This window comes from Pollutimonas subterranea (assembly GCF_002849655.1).
In the GTDB taxonomy this organism is placed as follows: domain Bacteria; phylum Pseudomonadota; class Gammaproteobacteria; order Burkholderiales; family Burkholderiaceae_B; genus Pollutimonas; species Pollutimonas subterranea.
This window is the reverse complement of the sequence record NZ_PDNW01000002.1, coordinates 24005-45082: the sequence shown is the minus strand read 5'-3', so window position 1 is coordinate 45082 and position 21078 is coordinate 24005. Positions and strand designations below refer to the sequence as shown.

Annotated in this window: 20 protein-coding genes; 17 read left to right on the top strand and 3 right to left on the bottom strand. The window is 59.3% G+C overall.

All coding sequences use genetic code 11. The annotated features are described in order from the left end of the window. Nucleotides 1–12 precede the first annotated feature (12 nt). The 4 genes from alaC to crcB all read left to right on the top strand — a co-directional run bounded on the left by alaC (nucleotide 13) and on the right by crcB (nucleotide 4479). Entirely contained in the window at nucleotides 13–1203 is a 1191-nt protein-coding gene (gene alaC, locus CR159_RS02755; RefSeq protein WP_102072489.1) for an alanine transaminase, read from the top strand. Beyond that, nucleotides 1204–2508 carry a homoserine dehydrogenase gene (locus CR159_RS02750; RefSeq protein WP_102072488.1) on the top strand — a complete coding sequence of 435 codons (1305 nt, stop codon included), beginning with the start codon at nucleotides 1204–1206 and terminating at the stop codon, nucleotides 2506–2508. Continuing rightward, nucleotides 2505–3914, top strand: coding sequence for a threonine synthase (gene thrC, locus CR159_RS02745; protein WP_102072487.1), 1410 nt, complete (start codon nucleotides 2505–2507; stop codon nucleotides 3912–3914). The genes CR159_RS02750 and thrC overlap by 4 nt, the downstream gene beginning before the upstream one ends. Nucleotides 3915–4074: 160 nt before the next feature. Continuing rightward, nucleotides 4075–4479 (top strand): fluoride efflux transporter CrcB, encoded by a 405-nt coding sequence (gene crcB / locus CR159_RS02740; protein ID WP_102072486.1) that lies wholly within the window; start codon nucleotides 4075–4077, stop codon nucleotides 4477–4479. Here the strand turns inward: crcB and hpnE are convergent. The 3 genes from hpnE to hpnC are packed head-to-tail and all read right to left on the bottom strand — an operon-like array spanning nucleotide 4456 to nucleotide 7551. Further along, on the bottom strand, nucleotides 4456–5805 hold the full coding sequence (hpnE, locus tag CR159_RS02735) for a hydroxysqualene dehydroxylase HpnE (RefSeq protein ID WP_102072485.1): 1350 nt from the start codon (nucleotides 5803–5805) through the stop codon (nucleotides 4456–4458). The genes crcB and hpnE overlap by 24 nt on opposite strands. Then, nucleotides 5802–6665 carry a presqualene diphosphate synthase HpnD gene (hpnD, locus tag CR159_RS02730; RefSeq protein ID WP_102072484.1) on the bottom strand — a complete coding sequence of 288 codons (864 nt, stop codon included), beginning with the start codon at nucleotides 6663–6665 and terminating at the stop codon, nucleotides 5802–5804. The genes hpnE and hpnD overlap by 4 nt, the downstream gene beginning before the upstream one ends. A 58-nt stretch (nucleotides 6666–6723) precedes the next feature. Next, complete coding sequence (hpnC, locus tag CR159_RS02725; protein WP_102072483.1) at nucleotides 6724–7551, bottom strand: squalene synthase HpnC; 828 nt, start codon at nucleotides 7549–7551, stop codon at nucleotides 6724–6726. A 159-nt stretch (nucleotides 7552–7710) separates the two neighbouring features. Here hpnC and alr point away from each other — a divergent pair, with 159 nt between their 5' ends. The 13 genes from alr to phoU all read left to right on the top strand — a co-directional run bounded on the left by alr (nucleotide 7711) and on the right by phoU (nucleotide 21055). Next, complete coding sequence (alr, locus tag CR159_RS02720; RefSeq protein WP_102072482.1) at nucleotides 7711–8841, top strand: alanine racemase; 1131 nt, start codon at nucleotides 7711–7713, stop codon at nucleotides 8839–8841. A gap of 90 nt (nucleotides 8842–8931) precedes the next feature. Further along, the gene (locus tag CR159_RS02715) at nucleotides 8932–9648 is read left to right on the top strand and encodes an SDR family oxidoreductase (RefSeq protein ID WP_102072481.1); all 717 of its coding nucleotides are present in this window, start codon (nucleotides 8932–8934) and stop codon (nucleotides 9646–9648) included. A 28-nt stretch (nucleotides 9649–9676) separates the two neighbouring features. Beyond that, entirely contained in the window at nucleotides 9677–11029 is a 1353-nt protein-coding gene (gene radA, locus CR159_RS02710; protein WP_102072480.1) for a DNA repair protein RadA, read from the top strand. Nucleotides 11030–11067: 38 nt separating this feature from the next. Next, nucleotides 11068–11823 (top strand): sulfite exporter TauE/SafE family protein, encoded by a 756-nt coding sequence (locus tag CR159_RS02705; RefSeq protein ID WP_439650484.1) that lies wholly within the window; start codon nucleotides 11068–11070, stop codon nucleotides 11821–11823. A gap of 4 nt (nucleotides 11824–11827) precedes the next feature. Next, nucleotides 11828–14332 carry an ABC transporter permease gene (locus CR159_RS02700; RefSeq protein ID WP_102072478.1) on the top strand — a complete coding sequence of 835 codons (2505 nt, stop codon included), beginning with the start codon at nucleotides 11828–11830 and terminating at the stop codon, nucleotides 14330–14332. Next, nucleotides 14329–15045, top strand: coding sequence for a 3-deoxy-D-manno-octulosonic acid kinase (locus CR159_RS02695; RefSeq protein WP_102072477.1), 717 nt, complete (start codon nucleotides 14329–14331; stop codon nucleotides 15043–15045). The genes CR159_RS02700 and CR159_RS02695 overlap by 4 nt, the downstream gene beginning before the upstream one ends. 67 nt (nucleotides 15046–15112) lie before the next feature. Then, nucleotides 15113–16213, top strand: a complete 1101-nt coding sequence (locus CR159_RS02690; protein ID WP_102072476.1) for a polyamine ABC transporter substrate-binding protein — start codon at nucleotides 15113–15115, stop codon at nucleotides 16211–16213. Between the two features lie 4 nt (nucleotides 16214–16217). Then, complete coding sequence (locus CR159_RS02685; RefSeq protein ID WP_102072475.1) at nucleotides 16218–17348, top strand: ABC transporter ATP-binding protein; 1131 nt, start codon at nucleotides 16218–16220, stop codon at nucleotides 17346–17348. Then, nucleotides 17345–18265, top strand: coding sequence for an ABC transporter permease subunit (locus CR159_RS02680; protein ID WP_102072474.1), 921 nt, complete (start codon nucleotides 17345–17347; stop codon nucleotides 18263–18265). The genes CR159_RS02685 and CR159_RS02680 overlap by 4 nt, the downstream gene beginning before the upstream one ends. Beyond that, the gene (locus tag CR159_RS02675) at nucleotides 18262–19062 is read left to right on the top strand and encodes an ABC transporter permease subunit (RefSeq protein WP_102072473.1); all 801 of its coding nucleotides are present in this window, start codon (nucleotides 18262–18264) and stop codon (nucleotides 19060–19062) included. The genes CR159_RS02680 and CR159_RS02675 overlap by 4 nt, the downstream gene beginning before the upstream one ends. 17 nt (nucleotides 19063–19079) lie before the next feature. Then, entirely contained in the window at nucleotides 19080–19445 is a 366-nt protein-coding gene (locus CR159_RS02670) for a Spx/MgsR family RNA polymerase-binding regulatory protein (RefSeq protein ID WP_102072472.1), read from the top strand. Between the two features lie 78 nt (nucleotides 19446–19523). Next, complete coding sequence (gene rpiA, locus CR159_RS02665; protein WP_102072471.1) at nucleotides 19524–20207, top strand: ribose-5-phosphate isomerase RpiA; 684 nt, start codon at nucleotides 19524–19526, stop codon at nucleotides 20205–20207. Between the two features lie 122 nt (nucleotides 20208–20329). After that, the gene (phoU, locus tag CR159_RS02660; RefSeq protein WP_102072470.1) at nucleotides 20330–21055 is read left to right on the top strand and encodes a phosphate signaling complex protein PhoU; all 726 of its coding nucleotides are present in this window, start codon (nucleotides 20330–20332) and stop codon (nucleotides 21053–21055) included. The last annotated feature ends 23 nt before the right edge of the window (nucleotides 21056–21078 follow it).

Genomic DNA, 21078 nt, shown 5'->3' with positions numbered 1-21078 from the left:
CCAAGGACCATCATGACGAGTTTTCCGCGTATAGAGCGCCTACCGCCCTATGTATTCAACATTACCGGCGAACTGAAGATGGCGGCACGGCGACGAGGTGAGGACATCATCGACATGTCCATGGGTAACCCTGACGGCCCGACCCCCAAGCATATCGTCGATAAATTGGTCGAGGCCGCCTCCCGGCCCGATACGCACGGGTACTCGGTGTCCAAAGGCATACCGCGACTGCGCAAGGCAATCTCCGGATGGTACGAACGCCGCTACGGCGTGCAGATCGATCCGGATTCCGAAGCCATTGTCACGATAGGCTCCAAGGAAGGCCTCGCGCACCTTATGCTGGCGACCCTGGATCGCGGCGATACTGTACTGGTGCCGAATCCGAGCTATCCCATTCATATCTACGGGGCGGTAATCGCCGGCGCCAACATACGTTCCGTGCCTATGACGCCCGGCCTGGATTTTTTCGAAGAAATCGACAGGGCGGTGCGTGAAAGTATTCCGAAGCCCAAGATGATGATATTGGGTTTCCCCAGCAATCCCACTGCCCAGTGTGTCGACCTGTCGTTCTTCGAGCGGGTGATCGCCTTGGCCAAAGAGCATAATATACTGGTCGTGCACGATCTGGCCTATGCCGACATCACCTTCGACGGCTACGTCGCGCCATCCATCATGCAGGTCGAAGGCGCCCGCGACGTTGCCGTCGAATTTTTCACCATGAGCAAAAGCTACAATATGGCGGGCTGGCGCGTGGGCTTCATGGTGGGCAACCAGGAGTTGGTCAACGCCCTTGCACGCATCAAGAGCTATCACGATTACGGCACGTTCACGCCTATCCAGGTCGCCTCGATTGCCGCGCTGGAAGGCCCTCAGGACGGCGTAAGTCAAGTTGTCGAACAGTATCGGAATCGGCGTGACGTTCTGGCCAAAGGCTTGCACGAAGCGGGCTGGATGGTCGATATACCGAAAGCATCCATGTATATCTGGGCAAAGATTCCCGAGTTCTACCAGAAGCTCGGTTCATTGGAATTTTCCAAGCGTCTGCTGGCCGATGCCAAGGTGGCGGTTTCGCCGGGAATAGGCTTCGGTGAGTACGGCGACGACTACGTGCGCTTTGCCTTGATCGAAAACGAGCAGCGTACCCGCCAGGCGGTGCGCGGCATTAAAGAAATGTTCCGCAAAGACGGGTTGGGTAGTAAATAAATGAGTCCTATGAAAGTTGGTTTATTGGGTCTGGGTGTTGTTGGCGGCGGAACCTGGAAAGTATTGACGCAAAACGCGGAAGAAATCGCACGCCGGGCGGGAAGACGTATTGAAGTCGCTGCCGTGGCGGTGCGGGACATTGAAAAGGCAAGGCGCCTGGTCGGCGACCAGGTATCGGTCACGACAGACGGCATGGACATCGTGCGTAACCCCGATATCGATATCGTGGTCGAGCTGATCGGCGGCGATACGCTGGCGCACGACCTGGTCATGGAAGCCATCAAGCAGGGCAAGCATGTGGTCACCGCCAACAAGGCGCTGCTTGCCCGGCATGGCAACGAAATCTTTGCCGCGGCACACGAGAAGGGCGTAATGGTGGTATTCGAAGCCGCCGTCGCCGGTGGCATACCCATCGTCAAGGCCATACGCGAAGGACTTACCGCCAATCGGATTCAATGGCTGGCAGGCATCATCAACGGGACGACCAATTTCATCCTGTCGGAGATGCGCTCCCGCGGCCTGCCCTTTAACGCAGTGCTTTCGGAAGCACAGCGGCTCGGCTATGCCGAGACCGATCCCACCTTCGATATTGAAGGCATCGATGCGGCGCACAAGCTTACGCTGCTGGCCTCGCTGGCCTTCGGTATTCCAGTGCAATTCAATAAAGCGCACGTCGAAGGGATCTCCTCGCTGGCGCAGGAAGACATTGCCCACGCCGAACGCCTGGGCTACCGCATCAAGTTGCTGGGTATTACCCGCCGGCGCGCCGACGGTATCGAGCTGCGTGTGCATCCTACCCTGGTGCCTATGGAGTGCCTGCTGGCCAATGTCGAAGGTGCCATGAATGCGGTACTGGTACAGGGTGATGCAGTCGGTCCCACGCTTTATTACGGGCAGGGCGCGGGCGAATTGCCCACGGCTTCGGCGGTCATCGCCGATCTGGTCGATGTAACCCGTCTGCAGGCAGCCGATCCCGATCACCGGGTGCCGCACCTGGCTTTCCAGCCCGATGCCATGGATGACATTGCCATCCTGCCGATTGCCGATATCCAATCGTCGTACTACCTGCGCCTGCGCGTCGAGGATCGTCCGGGCGTGCTGGCCGATTTGGCCCGCATTCTGTCAGACGCCGGAATTTCGATCGGCTCGATGTTCCAGGAGCCGCACGGCACGACAGAGGCTGACATTATTTTCCTGTCGCATTCGGCACGGGAAGGCGACGTCGACACCGCGCTCGAACGTATCCAGGCCCTGCCGTTCGTACGTTCCCCGGTCACACGTTTGCGCGTGGAGAATCTGGTATGAAATATCGCTCGACACGGGGTGCCATGGCGCCCATGGCCTTTTCCGATATCCTGCTCGAGGGGCTCGCGCCCGATGGCGGCCTGGCGATGCCTGCAAGCCTCCCTGCAATCAGTGCGGAAACGCTCGAATCGTGGCGTGGCCTCGATTATGCCGACCTGGCCACCGAAATATTGAGCCTGTTCATCGGCGACATTCCCCGGGAAGATCTCTCCCGGTTGACTCACGCCGCCTACAACGCCGACGTGTTTCCGGGTGAACAAATGGTGCCGCTCAAGCCGCTGGCGCAGGGCGTCAGCCTACTGGGTTTGTCCGAGGGCCCGACGTTGGCCTTCAAGGACATGGCCATGCAGTTCCTGGGCCAGGTGTTCGAATATGTGCTGGACAAGCGCCATGCAAGCCTGAATATCCTCGGAGCGACCTCGGGGGATACCGGGTCGGCTGCGGAATACGCGTTGCGCGGCAAGCGCGGCGTATCGGTGTTCATGCTCTCGCCTCATGGCCGCATGAGCGAATTCCAGCGCGCGCAAATGTATTCGCTGCAAGACCAGAATATTCACAACATTGCGCTGAAGGGCGTGTTCGATGAATGCCAGGATATTGTCAAGGCGCTGGCTGGCGACCTGGAATTCAAGTCCAGTCATCATCTGGGCGCAGTGAACTCCATCAACTGGGCCCGGATCGCGGCACAGGTGGTTTATTATTTCTGGGGCTGGTTGCGTGCCACCACGGCGCCGCGGCAGCTGGTGTCGTTTGCCGTGCCATCGGGTAACTTCGGAAATATCCTTGCCGGGCATGTTGCCCGTCAAATGGGCCTGCCGATACACCGGCTGGTCCTGGCGACGAACGAGAACAACGTGCTCGAAGAATTTTTCCGCACCGGAATCTACCGTCCCCGGTCCGCCGCTGACACCCATGCAACCTCCAGTCCCTCCATGGACATCTCGCGTGCATCGAATTTCGAGCGTTTCGTATTCGATCTGCTTGACCAGGATGCGGAGCAGGTTCGTGATTGCTGGAAGCAGCTTGAAATCAAGGGCGAATTCGATCTAAGCCGGCTCTTGCCGCTGTTTGAGTCGCGTTATGGCTTCGTGGCCGGGGTAAGCAGTCATCAGGACCGGTTGGCGACGATCAAGAAGGTGTATGGTGAAACCGGCGTGCTCATCGACCCGCATACCGCCGACGCCGTAAAAGTTGCCGCCGACTATACCGAAGAAGGCATACCCATGCTGGTGCTCGAGACAGCCTTGCCGGCCAAGTTCGGAGAAACCATACAGGAAGCCATAGGCCAAGCCGCGCCAATCCCCGCACATTTGCGGGAACTGGCGGCGCTGCCGCAACGGGTGGAGGTCATGGACTGCAACGTGGAACTGGTGCGCGACTATATCCGTCAGCATGCGCCTGTGTGATGAGGCATTGAATTCGAACAGCGGTAGCACCCTCACAAGGAGCCCTACATGTCAAATCAGAACCATGCTGAAATAGAAGTCCTTCAAACACACCCGGACCGCTGGTGGGCCGATGTAACCCTGGCCCCCAAGGGGTAGTCGCCGAGACTCTTGCGAATCCATGTTCACGCCCACTAATTTCATGGCCATCGGCATAGGCGCCGCAGCGGGAGCAATATGCCGTTGGATGCTGGGATTGTGGCTCAACCAGCCAGGCTGGCTTTTGCCGTGGGGCACGCTGGCGGCTAATTTGTTGGGGGGCTATTTCGTTGGGCTGCTATTGGGCGCCCTGGCGATGTATCCCGAAGCGCCGATGTGGCTCAAGCTCATGCTGGTCACCGGCTTTCTGGGTGGGCTGACAACATTTTCGACGTTTTCCGGGGAGGCGGTGGGCCTGCTGGAGCGTGGCGCCTACTTGTCGGCCTTTGGCTATATCGGTTTCAGTCTTGCGGGTAGCCTGGCCCTGACTTGTCTTGGTTTTGCCACGGCCAGCCTATTATCGTCATTGGGCCAGGCGGGATCCTAGCGTTCGATAAATCGCGTGCGCGGCCTCCTTGCCGCTGCGCACGGCGCCCTCCAGCACCGCCGGGTAGCCGGTGTCCGTCCAGTCCCCCGCCACCCATATTCGTGGCCAGGGCGTGCTGTTGGAAGGCCGCCTCAGGCCCGGAACGGCGGCGAATGTGGCGCGTTTTTCGATGATGACTTCGTGGTTCCGCACCCCGGGCATGTCGGCCTCGCGCTCGCTCTGTTCCCTTACCTGGTCGATCGTGGCGGCAATGACCTTCGCCCTGGAATGCTCCATGAAGGCGCGGGCATCGCTGATGACGATATTCAGCAAACATTGTGAATCAGCCGGTCCGCTGGCGCTGCGGTCGAAAAGCCATTGGCCGTACTGCATCCGTTCGGGAAAATCTTTGAGCAGCAGCATGGGGTGCACCCTATTCCACGGTCGTTCCAGTTGAAGCGTGAGGGTGGCGATCGGCAGGTATTGAAATGCGGAAAGCGTCGAAAGGTAGTCGATACCGGATTCGCAAGGGTCCAGTTGTTGCAGCAGCCGATGCGTAGCGGGTGCATTGCCGGCCACGACGACGGCATCGAACCGCGATCCGTCCACATTGACGTGCGAGGACCATGCTTGCAATTTTCTTACGGCACATCCGGGGCGCACAGCCAGCTCGCCGGGAGTCCCGTCGGGCCTGTATTGCGCGACCTGGTCCGGCCATAATTGCGATAGATCGACCCGGGGTATCAGCACATCGGACGCATGACCTGGTCCACCCAGACTATCCTGCAGGACGCGGGCGAACAACCGGGCGCATGCAGCGTCCATGGGGGTGTTGAGTGCGGCAAGACACAGGGGCTGCCAGAACAACTGGATTGCACGGGGCGATTGCCTTCCTTGTGCCAGCCATTGCGCAACAGTCATCCCGCCATCGACCTTCCATCCGTGCCTTCGCAGCCGGGTGGTAATGGCGATGATGCGCAAGCGTTCCATCAAGCCCAAGCCCCGTGCGCCCAGGATGGCGCCCAGCAAATGCAGGGGCGCGGGCAGGGCGCCAGCGCGCAAGGAAAAGCTGCCATCGGCCGAGTGCAGTTGCAGGCGCTCGCGCAGGAACAGGTCCGGCACGTTCAGGCCCAGCTCTTGCATCAATGCCAGTGTCTCGGTGTAGGCCCCCAGCAATATGTGCTGGCCATTGTCGATGCGGGTATTGAGCGTCGCAGAGGACACCCTGCGGGCTCGCCCGCCTAGCGTCCGCGCGGCCTCGAATACGACGACTGAGCAGCCGTACTGCCTCAGGCGGACTGCGGCGCTAAGGCCGGCCCAGCCACCGCCGACTACGGCAATGTTCATCGTCCCAGGCGCTTGACCAGGCCGCGTCCGCCACCCACCCAGATCTTCCACGCCAGCCAGAATTTGCGGATAGGCGTCAGCGAAATGCGCTGGTCCAATACCTGCCAGTTATCGCGTTCGATTTCCTCGAGCAAGGCGTAATAGATGGACGCCATCATAAGGCCGGGCCGCTGTGCGCGGCGGTCGGCTTCGGGCAAGGCCTGCATGGCCTCGCGGTAGCATAGCCGCGCTCTTTCGGTCTGGAAGCGCATCAATTCGACGAAGCGTTCCGAATGTTGCCGGTCAATGATCTCGGATGCCGTGACGTTGAATTTCTGCATGTCATCGACGGGCAGGTAAATTCGACCGCGACGCGCGTCATCGCCTACGTCGCGGATGATATTGGTGAGCTGAAATGCGAGGCCGAGTTTCTCGGCATAAACGAGTGTTTCGGGCTGCGTGTAGCCGAATATGCTGGCGGACAATTCGCCCACCACCCCGGCGGCATGCCAGCAATATTTGCGCAGTCCCGGCCAGTCCATGTAGCGTGACTGATCCAAGTCCATTTCCATGCCTTCGACGACGGCATGCAGACGCTCTGAAGTCAGTGAATAAGTGTGCAGGTGCGGCAGCAGGGCCTGCATGACCGGGTGATCGGCATGGCCTTCATACAGGCGTTCGACCTGCGTACGCCACCATGCCAGTTTCATGCGTGCGACGGACGGTTCGCTGGATTCGTCGACCACGTCGTCCACCTCGCGGCAGAACGCATAGAGTGCGGTGATGGCCTTGCGCCGTTCGGGGGGCAGGAAAAGGAAAGCGTAGTAGAAGCTCGAGCCGCTCTGGGCGGCCTTGTTCTGGCAGTATTCGTCGGGGCTCATGCGTAATGGTAGCGGGGCTCGGTAAGGCACAGTGGTGACGGACCCGTGGCAGGGCGTCTTACCATAGGGAGCGCCAAAGCAACAGGGTCCAGTCGCGTTTTGTCAGTGTGGGGCGGTGGAAGAATACGTCATAGTGTAATTGGTTGAGACGCTCAAGGATACGTAATCCCCCATGGACGACAAGCTTGAGCTCCAGGCCTAAGCGGCCGGGCAGCTTATGCGCCAGCGGCAGTCCCGAATTTAGCAGTTCGCGCGCCTGTTGAACCTGCGCCTGCATAAGCGCCTGCCATGCGGCATCTGTGTGCAGCTTCCGTGCAATATGATCCTCGCTGACGCCATAGTGGTTCAGCTTTTGCCGTGGCAGGTAGATGCGTCCTTTTTGCCAATCCACGGCGATATCCTGCCAGAAATTGGTCAGTTGCAGGCCGGTACAGATGGCGTCGGCCTGCGCCAGGTTCGGCGGCGTGGCGGCCTGATACAAATGCAGCATCAGGCGTCCGACCGGATTTGCCGAGCGGCGGCAATAATCCAGCAATTCGGTGTCGCTCTCGTAGCGCGTGGTCGCCACATCCTGTTCGAAGGCCGATATCAAGTCGAAAAAGGGTTCCATGGGCAGTTCGTGCTGCCTGATGGACTGAGCCAGCGGCATGAAGACCTCGGCCCTTGCGTCGCACGCCGGCAGTGCAAGTGCGCCGGCCTCTATCTGACGCAGCGCATCGCGATAGGAGGCCAACTGCTGCAGACGCTGGTCCGGGGTGGCATCGCCTTCGTCCGCAATATCGTCGGCGCTTCGTGCAAAGCGATAGATATTTCTGACGGGGGCTTGCAGGCGACGCGGCAACAGCAAAGATGCCACTGGGAAGTTTTCGTAGTGATCGACGGCCATAGGCGGGAAGTATAAGACATGGCCTTCGCTGTTGGTCCCTTCGTACGCTGACGCATGCCATGGCTGGTACTGCGGCTGCGTTCGAGTTGCATGGGCTCGCCTCATAGTCGTACCATTCACGTCTTTGCGCTGCTTTATCTTGGTCTTTGGGAAAGAATCATGCCACGTCCAATATCGGCGACGATTTCGTTGCCGTCGCTCAGTCATAATCTGCGCGTCGTTACACAAGGCTTAAGCGATATAAGCGGGAAGGCCGGCGGAAGGCGGCCCAAGGTCTGGGCGGTAATCAAGGCTAATGCGTATGGGCACGGCATTGAAAACGCTATCCAGAGCTTCAAGGAAGCCGACGGCCTGGCCATGCTGGATCTCGACGAGGCCTTGCGATGCCGGGAGGCGGGATGGACGGGTCCGATCCTTCTGCTGGAGGGCTTTTTCGAACCTTCGGATATCGCGTTCATGGACCGCTATCGTATCGCCACGACCCTGCACTGCCAGGAACAGCTCGATATGCTGGCCTCAGCCCGCGTCGAACAGGCGATCGATGCGTTCGTGAAGCTTGATACCGGTATGAGCCGGCTTGGATTTTCGGCTGCCGATTACCCTGCGGCGTACGAGCGGGCCCGGGCCATGCAAGCCGAAGGTCTCGTGAACACTCTGGGCAAAATGACCCACTTTGCCCGGGCGGACGACGATCCCGATGTGACGAGGCAGCAGTTGCAGGTGTTTGAACGCGTCACCACGGGCTTGCCCGGCAGAGTAAGCGTTTGCAATTCGGCGGCTACCTTGACGCCCGGCGTCTGGTCGTCCATCCCGGATGACCAGGAGCAATGGGTCCGCCCCGGCATCTGTCTCTACGGCGCGTCGCCTTTCGCCGGCAAATCGGCCGATTCCCTGGACTTGCGCCCGGCCATGACGCTGTCATCCAGGCTGATCAGCGTGCGCGATATCCCTTCGGGCGGATCCATAGGCTATGGCCACACGTTTACGTCCAGTGGCTCGATGCGCATAGGCGTGGTGGCTTGTGGTTATGCCGACGGTTATCCCAGGCATGCGGGCACCGGCACACCGGTCGCCGTCGATGGTGTGCGAACCCGTCTGCTCGGTCGCGTATCCATGGATATGCTGGTGGTCGATCTGACTCCAGTGCCTCAGGCCCATAACGGTTCGACGGTGGTGTTGTGGGGCGAAGAGGGTCCTTCAGTCGATGAGGTGGCCCAGGCGGCGGGGACTATAGGCTACGAGTTGTTGTGCGCCGTGGCGGCCCGGGTGCCCAAAATTGTCATCTCTTAGCAGTATGCAAGGCCAAATTGGAGTTTAATCAGTGCTTGCGAAGGGCCCGCGCGGCGGGTGGGCCCTCCAGGAACGCTCAAAGGAAATCGCGTGAAAGACAAATGTGTATTGGTAACAGGTGCCACCAAGGGAATAGGGTGGGCAATCAGCCGGCGGCTGGCCGACCTGGGATGTCATGTGGTCGGCCTGGCGCGTCACACCCAGGACATCGATTTCCCGGGGTATCTGTATTCCTGCGACCTGCACAATGCCGGTGAAACCGAGGATGTCTTGCGAGTCATACGTGAAAAGTATCCCGTTGACGCCGTGGTGAACAATGTAGGCCTGGTGATGCCCGAGCCCTTGGGCGAAGTGGACCTGGCTTCGCTTTATCAGGTCTTCGACCTGAATGTCCGGGTTGCCGTTCAGGTCACGCAAACCTTTGTTCCTTCCATGAAAGCCCGCCGGGACGGCCGTATCGTCAATATATGCAGCCGCGTGACGCATGGGGCGATCAATCGCACCAGCTATTCCGCGGCGAAAAGCGCGCTTGTCGGTTGTACCAAAACGTGGGCGCTCGAACTTGCACCTTACGGTATTACGGTCAATGCGGTATCGCCGGGGCCTGTCGATACTGAACTGTTTCGCGCTGGCCATGCCACAGGCAGCGAGGCCGAAAAAAAGGCGCTCAGCTCCATACCCATGGGCCGTTTTGGCCAGCCTGCCGATGTGGCCGCCGCGGTCACCTTCCTGCTCGGCGACGAGGCCGGCTTCATTACCGGCCAGGTGCTGGGCGTGGACGGCGGCGGCAGCCTGGCCGGCCGGTAGAAAACGCTGCGCCGGTTAAACTCGCTGCATGGCCAAGATTAAAACTTTATTCGTTTGCAGCGAATGCGGGGGAAGCTGCCCCAAATGGGAAGGCAAGTGCCCCCATTGCAATGCCTGGAATACCTTGCAGGAATCGCGCGACCCGGGCGTGTCGGCGCACCGGTTTGCGCCGCTGGCCGGGAGCAGCCCAATACGCAGCCTGGCTGAGATCGAGGCGCGCGAATTGCCGCGTCAGCCCACGGGCATCAGCGAATTCGATCGCGTTTTGGGTGGCGGACTGGTCAAGGGTGCTGTCGTCCTTATCGGCGGCGACCCGGGCATCGGAAAATCCACGCTGTTGCTGCAGGCGCTGGTATCGCTTTCGCATGCGGTCAAGGTGCTGTATGTAACGGGGGAAGAGTCCGCTGAGCAGGTTGCCTTGCGGGCGAGACGGCTCGAGCTGGCAACGGGCGACGTAGATCTGCTTGCCGAAATCCGTCTCGAAGCCATCATGGCTGCTCTGGTTGAACAGCGCCCCAGCGTGGCGGTCATCGACTCCATCCAGACCTTGTATTCCAGCGAATTAAGCGCTGCGCCCGGCTCCGTGTCGCAGGTACGGGAATGTGCGGCACAGCTGACGCGCATGGCCAAGCAGACAGGAATCACCATTGTTCTGATCGGGCACGTCACCAAGGACGGCACCCTGGCCGGACCGCGGGTTCTCGAACATATCGTGGACACGGTGTTGTATTTCGAGGGTGACACCCATTCCTCATTCCGGCTGGTGCGGGCGTTCAAGAATCGCTTCGGTGCTGTCAATGAATTGGGCGTCTTTGCCATGACCGATCGCGGCCTGCGTGGGGTAGCCAACCCTTCGGCCCTGTTTCTTTCGCAACACGCGCAAGACGTCGCCGGCTCCTGCGTCATGGCGACACAGGAAGGAACGCGGCCCCTGCTGGTGGAAATCCAGGCGCTGGTCGATACCGCCCACGTACCGAATCCGCGGCGTTTGTCCGTAGGGCTGGAAGGTACGCGGTTGGCCATGCTGCTGGCGGTGCTCCATCGCCACGCGGGGGTTGTTACGTTCGACCAGGACGTCTTCGTCAATGCCGTCGGTGGCGTGAAGATTACCGAACCGGCCGCCGACCTGGCGGTCCTGCTTGCCATTGTGTCGTCGTTGCGTGATCGATCCCTGCCCAAAGGACTGATCGTTTTTGGCGAAGTGGGCCTGGCTGGCGAGATCCGTCCCGCCCCGCGAGGGCAGGAACGCCTCAAAGAGGCCGCCAAGCTGGGATTCAGTGTTGCCTTAATTCCCAAGGCCAATGCACCCAAGCAGCCCATAGAGGGGCTCGAAATATGGGCGGTAGACCGCGTAGAATCCGCGATCGAGCGTTTGCGCTAGTCTAAAGGGGTATTGTGTTGGAGTGGTATGGAGTAGTTTTGGCTTGCCTGGCCGCGGGCGCCTTGATTGGTTTCGCAGGTGGAGTACTTGGGATAGGCGGAGGCCTGCTTGCCATTCCATTGCTGGGATTAATCCTCGACATGGACCAACAGGCGGCGCAAGGGACGGCCCTGATCATGGTGCTGCCTGCCGTGCTCATGACGGTGCGCAAGTACAACCAGAAAGCGAAGATCAATTTGCAGGCCGCCGCGGCCGGGGCCGCAAGCTCTATCGTTTTCACCTGGATCGGTGCGCAGATCGCCCTGGGCATAGATCCGATGATGCTGCGCCGCACCTATGCCGGCTTCGTACTGGCCATTGCCATATTCTATCTTTACCAAAGCCGGCGTTCGGGGCAACAAGGCCCGCCACAAAAGCCGCGGCGCAGTGTTGAAGAATTCCATAAAGGCTGGTTTGCCCTGATAGGCACTATCGCGGGTCTGGCTGGAGGCATCTTCGGTGTGGGCGGTTCGGTCCTGGCCGTCCCGATACTCACGACTGTGTTTCGCCTGACCCAGACTGGCGCGCAAGCCTTGGCGCTTACCATGGTCATACCCGGAACCTTTGTGGCCCTGTTCGCGTACGCCGCGCATGGGCAGGCTGACTGGGCAATAGGAATACCGATGGCGATGGGCAGTATTTTCCTGGTGCCCTACGGAGTGAGGCTGGCCTATTCCTTGCCGGAACCGCGATTGAAACTGACCTTTGCCTGTATGCTTCTGGTTATCATGGTTTTGTTGTTGATAAAGGCCTGACATCATGCGTCCAAGCAGATTTCCCGACATTCGGCTAGGAGTGCGCGCGCTACGACGCGATTGGCACTCTGGAGAAATCCGCCTGCTGATGCTGGCACTGATTATTGCCGTGTCGGCGGTAACCAGCGTGGGCTTTCTCGCCGACCGGGTAGGGCGCGCACTGCAGCGCGATTCCGCACAAATGCTCGGTGGCGATCTTGTCATCCAGGCCGATGAAGCCATTCCCGATCGATTTATCGATAAGGCAGCCGACTTGCATCTGGCCACCGCCACCACGCAGCAATTCCCATCCATGGTAAGCAACGGCGAGGGCGCCCAGCTGGTCTCGCTCAAGGCCGTATCGCCCGGTTACCCCCTGCGTGGCCAGCTGCGCCTGGCCGATACGGCTGCCGGAACCGGGGAACTGCTGCGCCAGCCGCCCGAACCGGGAACCGTCTGGGTGGACGCGCAATTGCTTAGTTTGCTCGGCATAGCCATAGGTGATGCGCTGTCTGTCGGTGATGCCACCATGACAGTTGCCAAGGTAATTTCCTATGAGCCGGATCGCGGTATGCAATTTGTCAACGTTGCGCCGCGACTGATGATCAGCCAGGCTGATTTGCCCGCCACCGGCCTGGTTGCACCGGGCAGCCGGATATCCTACCAATTGATGATCGCAGGCGATCCCGTAGCCGTTGCCACCTATGAATCGTGGCTGGACAGCCAATTGATGCGCGGGCAGAAGCTGGTGACGATTGAATCCAACCGTCCAGAAATCCAGCGGGCGCTGGTTCGCGCGAACCAGTTCCTGGTTCTGGTCGCTTTGCTGACGGTCATGATAGCGGCCGTCGCGGTTGCATTGGCGGCGCGCAGGTTCAGCCTGCGCCACCAGGACGGCATTGCCATCATGCGTTGCCTGGGAGCCAGTAAATCGCAATTAAGTATATTGCTGTGGACGGAATTCCTGCTATTGGCCTTGATTGCCTCGGCACTCGGCGCCTTGGTCGGCTATGCGGTGCACCAGGGGCTGGTCGCTGTGGTGACGGCATGGCTCGATACACGTCTGCCGCAGGCATCATGGCAGCCTGCGCTGCAGGGGCTCGTAACCGGGCTGCTATTGCTGCTGGGTTTTGCCTTGCCGCCGCTGGCATCCTTGCGGCAGGTTCCCCCCGCGCGCGTCTTGCGTCGCGACGCATCCATGGCGCTGATGCGGCGCTGGCCTTCCCGTATCGTCGGCCTGACCGCTTTCTTCCTGCTTATCGTATGGATATCCGGCGACTTGCGCCTGAGCGTCGTGGTGTCGCTGGGCTTCCTGGCCGCATTCCTGGCTTTCGCAGCGCTGGCATACGGCTTGTTGCGAGTCCTGGCCATGCTGCGGCATCGCGTCCGGGGATATCCGACGCTGCGCTTTGCGTTGGCCGGCATGGTACGCCGCCGCGGTCTCACCGTGACGCAACTTTGTTCCCTGGCCATGGGCTTGATGATATTGCTGCTGCTGGCCATTACGCGCACCGATTTATTGCAAGGCTGGCAAAGCACCTTGCCCGCGGATGCGCCCAATACCTTTCTCATCAATATTCAGCCGGATCAGCGCGTGGCCGTGTCGGCACGCCTCAAGCAGGCAGGCATCCCCGATCCCGTGCTTTCGCCCATGGTTCGAGGACGCTTGCTTGCCATCAATCAAAAGCCGGTGAATCCGGACAACTATGACGATGACCGCGCCAAGCGTCTGGTCGATCGCGAATTCAATCTCTCCTATACAGAAACATTGCCGTCCAGTAACGAGATCGTGCACGGACGCTGGCTGGACCCAACGAAGGCCGAGGTTTCGCTGGAAAGCGGGCTTGCCGAATCGCTGGGCATAGCCGTCAACGACCGGCTTACCTTCGAGGTTGCAGGACGCCCCACGGAAGTCACGGTAAGCGGGGTGCGCGAGGTCAAATGGGACTCCTTCCAGGCCAATTTCTTCGCCATCATGACACCACTTGCCCTGGAAGGCGCACCCGCGACCTTCATCACGTCCATGCATGTGCCCTCAAGCGATACGCGGCTTACACAGGAATTGCTGAGCCGCTTTCCCAACCTCACCGTATTCGATGTGGGATCGATACTGGGACAGGTACAGCACGTGCTCGACCAGGTCGTGCAGGCCGTGCAGTTGTTATTCCTCTTTACGGTGGCCGCCGGAATTCTGGTGTTGGGCGCGGCCTTGTTCTCGACACGCGACGAGCGCATGCATGAAGTGGCCGTTCTACGGGCCTTGGGCGCCAGCGGACGCCAGCTGGCTTCAGCGCTGCGCATCGAGCTGGTTGTTCTGGGAGGCATGGCCGGATTGCTGGCGGCATTCGGCGCGGTGGGCGTAGCATGGGTGCTGGCGCTGCAGGTTTTCGATTTCACCCTGACGCTATCGTGGTGGCCATGGGCCGCAGGCGTGGGAGTCGGCGTATTGGCGTCGGTCATAGGCGGCAGCATGACGCTGTCAGGCGTGTTGAAGACCCCGCCTCTGGTATCGCTGCGGGAGGTTGTATGAGCCAGGACGTTCGTCCGCTTGATATGCCTATCGAGGCAGGTTGCGTGCGCTATGATGCCAGCCGTATTTCTTTGCCAGGGCCGTTTCTTTTTGATCCTTCGAGCGCGCAGCTTGAGGCGGAGGCGGTCAGCCAGGGCGGACGCCAGGCCGCCTGGTTCGTAAAAGGGGAGTTTGGATCCGGCGTGTTGCGCCATTATCGGCGCGGCGGCCTGATGGCTCGCATCAATGCCGATCGCTATTTCTGGACCGGCGCCTCCGCAACACGCTCCTTTGCCGAGTTCGATCTTTTGCAATCCATGGTGGTGCAGGGCCTAGCCGTGCCGCGGCCGATTGCCGCCGCATACTGGCGACATGGCCTCAGCTACCGTGCTGCCATTCTGGTCGAGAGAATACCCGGCGTGCTGCCTTTGGTAAGCGTTCTTGAACAGGCCAGCCACAAGGCGGTGGCCGGCGCTATCTATGCCATGCACGAAGCGGGAGTCTGGCACTCCGACCTGAATGCCTACAATATTCTGGTCGATGAAGCCGGAAAAGTCTGGATCATCGACTTTGACAAATGCCATCGCCAGGATTTGTCGCTGGAGCGTCGGCAAGCCAATCTTTTGCGCTTGCGCCGTTCACTGGAAAAGGTGGCGGATACAGCCGGAGTGCTTTGGTGGGACGAACTCAGCCGTGCCTACGCGCTTCTTGCGCGCACCAAAGGCATACTCTAGCCAATCCGGCCTGAAAAGGCATTATCATCATGCCTTTTCGCTGTTTGTATTGTCTGTGGAGGCCGCAATGAAATTCAGCATGGCGAAACAGTTGCTACTGGGCACGGCACTGTTGACGGGACTGTCGTCAACATGGGCGCAAGGCAAGGTGGTCAACGTCTACAACTGGGCGGAATATACCGCTCCCGATACGATTTCCGGTTTCCAGGAAGCTACCGGCATACAGGTGCGCTACGATGTGTACGATAGCAACGACACCCTGCAGGCCAAGCTGCTCACAGGTAAATCGGGTTACGACGTCGTGGTTCCCTCTACGCATTATGCGGCGCGCCAGATTGAAGGCGGCCTGTTCCAGAAACTGGACAAGTCGAAGATCCCCAACTGGAAATTTCTCGATCAAGACCTGATGGATCTGGTCGCGTCGGTCGATCCGGGAAATCAATACCTGGTTCCGTGGGGATACGGCACCAACGGTCTGGGTTATAACGTCAGCAAGGTCCAGGAGATCATGGGCAAGGACGCGCCCCTGAACAGTTGGGACATGTTGTTCAAACCCGAGAACGCGGAAAAGCTGAAGGCTTGCGGTATTTCCGTGCTAGACGAAGCGGCTCAGGTTTTCCCGGCGGTATTGCACTACCTGGGCAAGGATCCCAACAGCAGCCAGCCCGACGACTACCGTCAGGCGCTCGAGCTATTGAAGACCATACGGCCCTACATCCGGCAGTTCAGTTCATCCGGTTATATCGATGAATTGGCGGGCGGCGATCTATGCATGGTGTATGGATTTTCCGGCGATGTGATGATTGCACGGAATCGTGCCCGCGAAGCGGGCAAGGACTACAGCGTCGATTATTTCATTCCGCAGGGTGGGGCGCCGGCCTGGTTCGATACCATGGCCATCCCCAAGGGCGCTGCCAATGTCGATGAAGCACATGCGTTCATCAATTACATTGAAACGCCGCAGGTGCACGCGGCAATCACCAACACCATGTTCTACCCGAATGCCAACAAAGAGGCTCGCAAGTACGTGGTCAAGGACGTTGCCGATAATCCCATGATCTACCCGGCGCCCGAGGTTGCCAAGACCTTGTACGTCATCAAGCCACAGCCTCTGGCCATCATGCGTCTGCAAACCCGCATGTGGGCCGAACTGAAATCGGGAAGGTAGTCGTATGCCGGATGCTCGCCCTGTCGTTCCGTCGTGGTCGGGGGATGCCGATGAGTTTGTGCGCGTCGAGGATGTCGTCAAAATATTTGGCGACACCGTGGCTGTGCAATCTGTCAATCTTTCGGTGCGCCGCCACGAGATGTTTGCCTTGCTGGGTAGTTCGGGCTGCGGAAAGTCGACGTTGCTGCGCATGTTGGCCGGCTTCGAACAGCCAAGCTCGGGGCGCATTTACCTTGACAACGAAGACATCACCGACCTGCCTCCCTACCGCCGGCCGGTCAACATGATGTTTCAGTCTTATGCGCTCTTTCCGCATATGACTGTCGAGGCGAATGTGGCCTTTGGCCTCAAGCAAGAGGGCGTACCCAAGAACGAAATCCACGATCGTGTCTTCGACGTACTGGATCTTGTTCAGATGGCCGGCTATGCCCGGCGCAAGCCGCAGCAGCTTTCCGGCGGCCAGCAACAGCGGGTCGCCCTGGCACGCAGCCTGGTCAAGCGACCCAAGCTGTTGCTGCTCGATGAACCCATGTCGGCGCTCGACAAGCAAATCCGGCAGAAAACCCAGATTGAGCTGGCCAGAATATTGGATGATGTCGGCGTTACCTGCATCATGGTGACACACGATCAGGAAGAAGCCATGACCATGGCGCATCGCCTGGCGGTCATGTCGGAGGGCCAGATCGTCCAATACGGCACGCCACAAGACGTCTACACCTTTCCGAACTCCCGCTTTGTAGCCGGCTTTATCGGGAACACCAATCTGTTTACCGGAACGATAGTGGTCGATGAGCCCGACCATGTCCTTATTGAAAGCGGCGATCTTTCGCGCCCTTTGTATGTGAACCATGGCATCAGCGAGCCTCTCGGCATGGAAGTCCATGTTTCGGTCCGCCCCGAACACATACAGGTTCTGCGGGAGCAGCCGGAATCCGAATCCAACTGGGGGCGCGGCGTCGTCAGCCATGTGGCCTGGATGGGCAGCTATGCGCGCTACCAGATCCGGCTTGACTCAGGACTGATCGTCGAAGCAATGGTACCCAGCCTTGTTCTTTCGCAAGCCGATGCTCCTGCTCTGGACGATCAAGTGTTTGCAAGCTGGTGCAGCGACGGCGCGACGGTACTGCCATCATGAAAAAGTTCACCTGGCGCGGCGCCTTGCCCGCAAGGACGACCCTGGCCGTCGTGCCGCCATTCCTGTGGCTTATCCTGTTTTTGCTGGTGCCGTTCATCCTGGTTTTGAAGATCAGTTTTGCGGACCTCAGGTTTGGTATTCCGCCTTATACATCGCTGACCGAAATCAAGGATCAAACCGTATCGCTGATGTTGAACCTGCGCGGTTACGATCTTTTGTTTACCGACAGCCTCTACATCGCGACCTACCTGAACTCCATAAAAATGGCGCTGGTCACCACGGTGTGTTGCGCCTTGATCGGCTACCCGATGGCTTACTACATCGCGCGTTCCAGTCCGTCGATACGCAACCTCCTGCTGTTGGCGGTGATTCTTCCATTCTGGACGTCCTTGCTGTTGCGAGTCTATGCCTGGGTGGGAATATTGCGCAATGACGGCCTGCTTAACAAGCTGCTGCAGTGGTTGGGTATCATCAGCGCGCCGCTGGAAATCTATCGTACCGATATGGCGGTGTATATCGGGCTGATATACGCGTATCTGCCTTTCTTCATCCTTCCCTTGTATGCCAATCTGGTCAAGCTTGATGTCCGGCTGCTGGAAGCGGCCTATGACCTCGGTGCTACTCCATGGCGCGCCTTTTGCAAGGTGACGTTGCCCATGTCGATGCCGGGCGTAGTCGCCGGGGCGATGCTGGTTTTCATACCATCCGTGGGCGAATATGTCATACCGGAAATGCTGGGAGGCGCCAATACGCTGATGATGGGCCGGGTGATGTGGACCGAATTCTTCAATAATGCCGACTGGCCCATGGCGGCCGCTGTCACTTGCGTGATGGTCATGCTATTGCTCCTGCCCCTGATGCTATTCCAGTACAACCAGGTCAAGCAGCAGGAAGCCGGTAAACGGGGGGCGGCATGACGAAACCTGATCCCGTACTGCGCGCGATTGTCCTTGCGATCGGGTATGCGTTTCTTTATGTGCCCATCTTGTGCCTGATGGTGTTTTCGTTCAACGACTCGTCCATGATGACCTCATGGACCGGGTTCTCGCTGAGGTGGTATGGCGAACTCTTCAACGACCAGGCGCTTTTATCCGCTGCCAGCCTGTCGCTGCTGATCGCCACGCTCTCTGCCACGGCCGCTGTCATTATCGGTACCTGGGCCGGATACGTTCTTGCGCGGATGGGGCGGTTCCGGGGATTTTCGCTTTATATCGGGATGCTCAGCGCGCCGCTGGTCATCCCGGAGGTGGTGCTGGGTATTTCGCTGCTCTTGATGTTCGTCGAGGTCAGTGATTTGTTCGGGTGGCCGGCGGGCAATGGCGTCTTCACCATCTGGGTGGGGCATGTAACCTTGTGCATGGCTTATGTGGCCGTCATCGTCCAGTCGCGCATCCGCGACCTGGATCGCTCCCTGGAGGAGGCCGCCCTTGACCTCGGGGCAACGCCGCTGAAGGTGTTTTTCGTCATTACATTGCCGCTGATCGTCCCGGCCATCCTGGCCGCCTGGCTGCTCGCCTTTACCCTCTCGCTCGATGATGTGGTCATTGCCTCATTCTTGTCCGGCCCCGGCTACACTACATTGCCGCTCGAGGTTTTTTCACGGGTACGCCTGGGCCTGAAGCCTGAAATAAACGCGCTCGCCACGTTGTTCATGGTTGCCGTCGGCATTATTGTGGTGCTGCTCAGTCGCATGCAGTGGCGCAAGCAATCTTAGTAAAGGGAAAAGATACGATGGACGTTGTGCAACTCTATGGTTTAAAGAACTGCAGCACGTGTGTGAAGGCCATGAATTGGCTCACGCAGCGCGAGCTTCCTTACTCGTTCACCGACTACCGCGAGCAGCCGATTTCCGGCGCACAGCTGGTAGCGTGGGCGGGGGTGCTAGGGGGGTGGGAAAAGCTGGTGAACCGCGCTTCCATGACGTGGCGCAACCTGCCTGAGAGCCGCAAGGCCCCGGGAAACGAGCAGCAGTGGTTGGCGCTGATCGCCGAATTTCCGGCGCTGGTGAAAAGGCCGGTAGCCGTGACCGGCCCCAACAATGTCGCCGTCGGATTCTCCGAGAAAAAGTACAGCGAGCTTTTTACGCCGAACGCATAGCCCCGGGGCCATGCAGTCACACACTACGCGCCACCCATACACAATCAAACGTTATTGCATACGCCAGGAATTGCTACCATGCTTACCCAGAACGAGCTAAAACAGAATGTCGCCCAGGCGGCTGTTGAATACGTCCTCCCTTTTTTGACACCAGACACCATACTCGGCGTGGGCACCGGTTCCACTGTCGATATTTTCATCGACTGCCTGGGACCGCACAGAAGCCGGTTTCGCGGCGCCGTATCCAGTTCGGAACGCAGTTCGGCGCGGATGGCTGCGCTCGGTATCCAGGTGTTTGACCTGAACGATGTACAGGGCATGCCGTTTTATATCGACGGCGCCGACGAAATCGACCACGGGTTCAGCATGATCAAGGGCGGGGGCGGCGCGCTGACGCGCGAGAAAATCGTAGCCTCGGTGGCTGACCAGTTTGTATGCATCGTGGACGAATCCAAGCGGGTTGACTGCCTGGGCACGTTTCCCTTGCCGGTAGAGGTAATTCCCATGGCGCGCGAATCCGTGTCGCGCCAGTTGGCACAGCTGGGCGGCAAGCCCGCCTTGCGTACGGACTTCGTCACGGACAATGACTGCCAGATTCTCAATGTGTCGGGCCTTGCCATCAGTGACCCCAGCCAGATGGAAGCGCGTATCAATAATATTCCCGGTGTCGTCAGTTGCGGCCTGTTCGCCATCGCGGGTGCCGACGTCGTACTCGTCTCCACGCAGGACGGTGTGCTGCGCATGGAAAAAAACCCGTCATAATGGTGTCATCATCTGCGTGTAGCCTTGCTGCGGTGATACCGGGCCGTACGAAATCGCTTGCACGCGATGGTCACGGTGCTACGCTACTTATTTATTGATTCCTGTATTGACCGAAGGCTGACATGTCCGAGCATACCAATAAGCAGTTCACATCCGACCTTGAAACCACGCGTTCCCTGTTCCTGCAAATGGGCGGGTTGGTCGAGTCCATGGTCAAAGACGGCATGGAGGCCCTGGCAAGCGGCGATCTCAGCCTGGTTGACCAGGTGCGGGAGCGCGAGAAAGAGGTCAATCGCCTGGAAGTCGAAATCGACGAGCGCATAGGCCTGCTGATCGCCCGCAATCAGCCTACCGCTGGCGATCTACGTCTCTTGCTGTCTGTCTCGAAAATGCTCACCGACATGGAGCGCTGCGGTGACGAAGCCGAGAAAATTGCCAAAATGGCGCGCCGCCTGCATGAATCTGGCGCTCGCTACGAACCGGTGGTCGAGCTGCGGCATATGGCGGGTTTTGTCACGACCATGATACGTGACTCGCTTGACGCCTTTGCCCGCCAGGATCCCTTGCATGCCGCACAGGTCGTGCGCAACGACAAGGAAGTCGACAAGGAATGGAAGGGCTCGTTGCGGCACATCATTACCTACATGATCGAGGATCCCCGTACCATCTCGCGCTCCATCGACCTTATCTTCATTGCGCGCGCGCTGGAGCGCATAGGCGATCATGCCAAGAATATGTCGGAACGTGTCATCTACATGGTCCGCGGTGATGACGTGCGCCATACCGGCATCAAGAACACTGAGCGCCTGGCCCGTGGCGAACCGGTAGGCGAAGACAACGAAGTATAAGGGCCCGTGCCGGGGAGCGTGCC

What these genes read in the sequence shown, in the direction of transcription:
- alaC (WP_102072489.1), top strand. Translation starts at nt 13, where the DNA reads ATGACGAGTTTTCCGCGTATAGAGCGCCTACCGCCCTATGTATTCAAC.
- CR159_RS02750 (WP_102072488.1), top strand. Translation starts at nt 1,204, where the DNA reads ATGAGTCCTATGAAAGTTGGTTTATTGGGTCTGGGTGTTGTTGGCGGC.
- thrC (WP_102072487.1), top strand. Translation starts at nt 2,505, where the DNA reads ATGAAATATCGCTCGACACGGGGTGCCATGGCGCCCATGGCCTTTTCC.
- crcB (WP_102072486.1), top strand. Translation starts at nt 4,075, where the DNA reads ATGTTCACGCCCACTAATTTCATGGCCATCGGCATAGGCGCCGCAGCG.
- hpnE (WP_102072485.1), bottom strand. Translation starts at nt 5,805, where the DNA reads ATGAACATTGCCGTAGTCGGCGGTGGCTGGGCCGGCCTTAGCGCCGCA.
- hpnD (WP_102072484.1), bottom strand. Translation starts at nt 6,665, where the DNA reads ATGAGCCCCGACGAATACTGCCAGAACAAGGCCGCCCAGAGCGGCTCG.
- hpnC (WP_102072483.1), bottom strand. Translation starts at nt 7,551, where the DNA reads ATGGCCGTCGATCACTACGAAAACTTCCCAGTGGCATCTTTGCTGTTG.
- alr (WP_102072482.1), top strand. Translation starts at nt 7,711, where the DNA reads ATGCCACGTCCAATATCGGCGACGATTTCGTTGCCGTCGCTCAGTCAT.
- radA (WP_102072480.1), top strand. Translation starts at nt 9,677, where the DNA reads ATGGCCAAGATTAAAACTTTATTCGTTTGCAGCGAATGCGGGGGAAGC.
- CR159_RS02700 (WP_102072478.1), top strand. Translation starts at nt 11,828, where the DNA reads ATGCGTCCAAGCAGATTTCCCGACATTCGGCTAGGAGTGCGCGCGCTA.
- CR159_RS02695 (WP_102072477.1), top strand. Translation starts at nt 14,329, where the DNA reads ATGAGCCAGGACGTTCGTCCGCTTGATATGCCTATCGAGGCAGGTTGC.
- CR159_RS02690 (WP_102072476.1), top strand. Translation starts at nt 15,113, where the DNA reads ATGAAATTCAGCATGGCGAAACAGTTGCTACTGGGCACGGCACTGTTG.
- CR159_RS02685 (WP_102072475.1), top strand. Translation starts at nt 16,218, where the DNA reads ATGCCGGATGCTCGCCCTGTCGTTCCGTCGTGGTCGGGGGATGCCGAT.
- CR159_RS02680 (WP_102072474.1), top strand. Translation starts at nt 17,345, where the DNA reads ATGAAAAAGTTCACCTGGCGCGGCGCCTTGCCCGCAAGGACGACCCTG.
- CR159_RS02675 (WP_102072473.1), top strand. Translation starts at nt 18,262, where the DNA reads ATGACGAAACCTGATCCCGTACTGCGCGCGATTGTCCTTGCGATCGGG.
- CR159_RS02670 (WP_102072472.1), top strand. Translation starts at nt 19,080, where the DNA reads ATGGACGTTGTGCAACTCTATGGTTTAAAGAACTGCAGCACGTGTGTG.
- rpiA (WP_102072471.1), top strand. Translation starts at nt 19,524, where the DNA reads ATGCTTACCCAGAACGAGCTAAAACAGAATGTCGCCCAGGCGGCTGTT.
- phoU (WP_102072470.1), top strand. Translation starts at nt 20,330, where the DNA reads ATGTCCGAGCATACCAATAAGCAGTTCACATCCGACCTTGAAACCACG.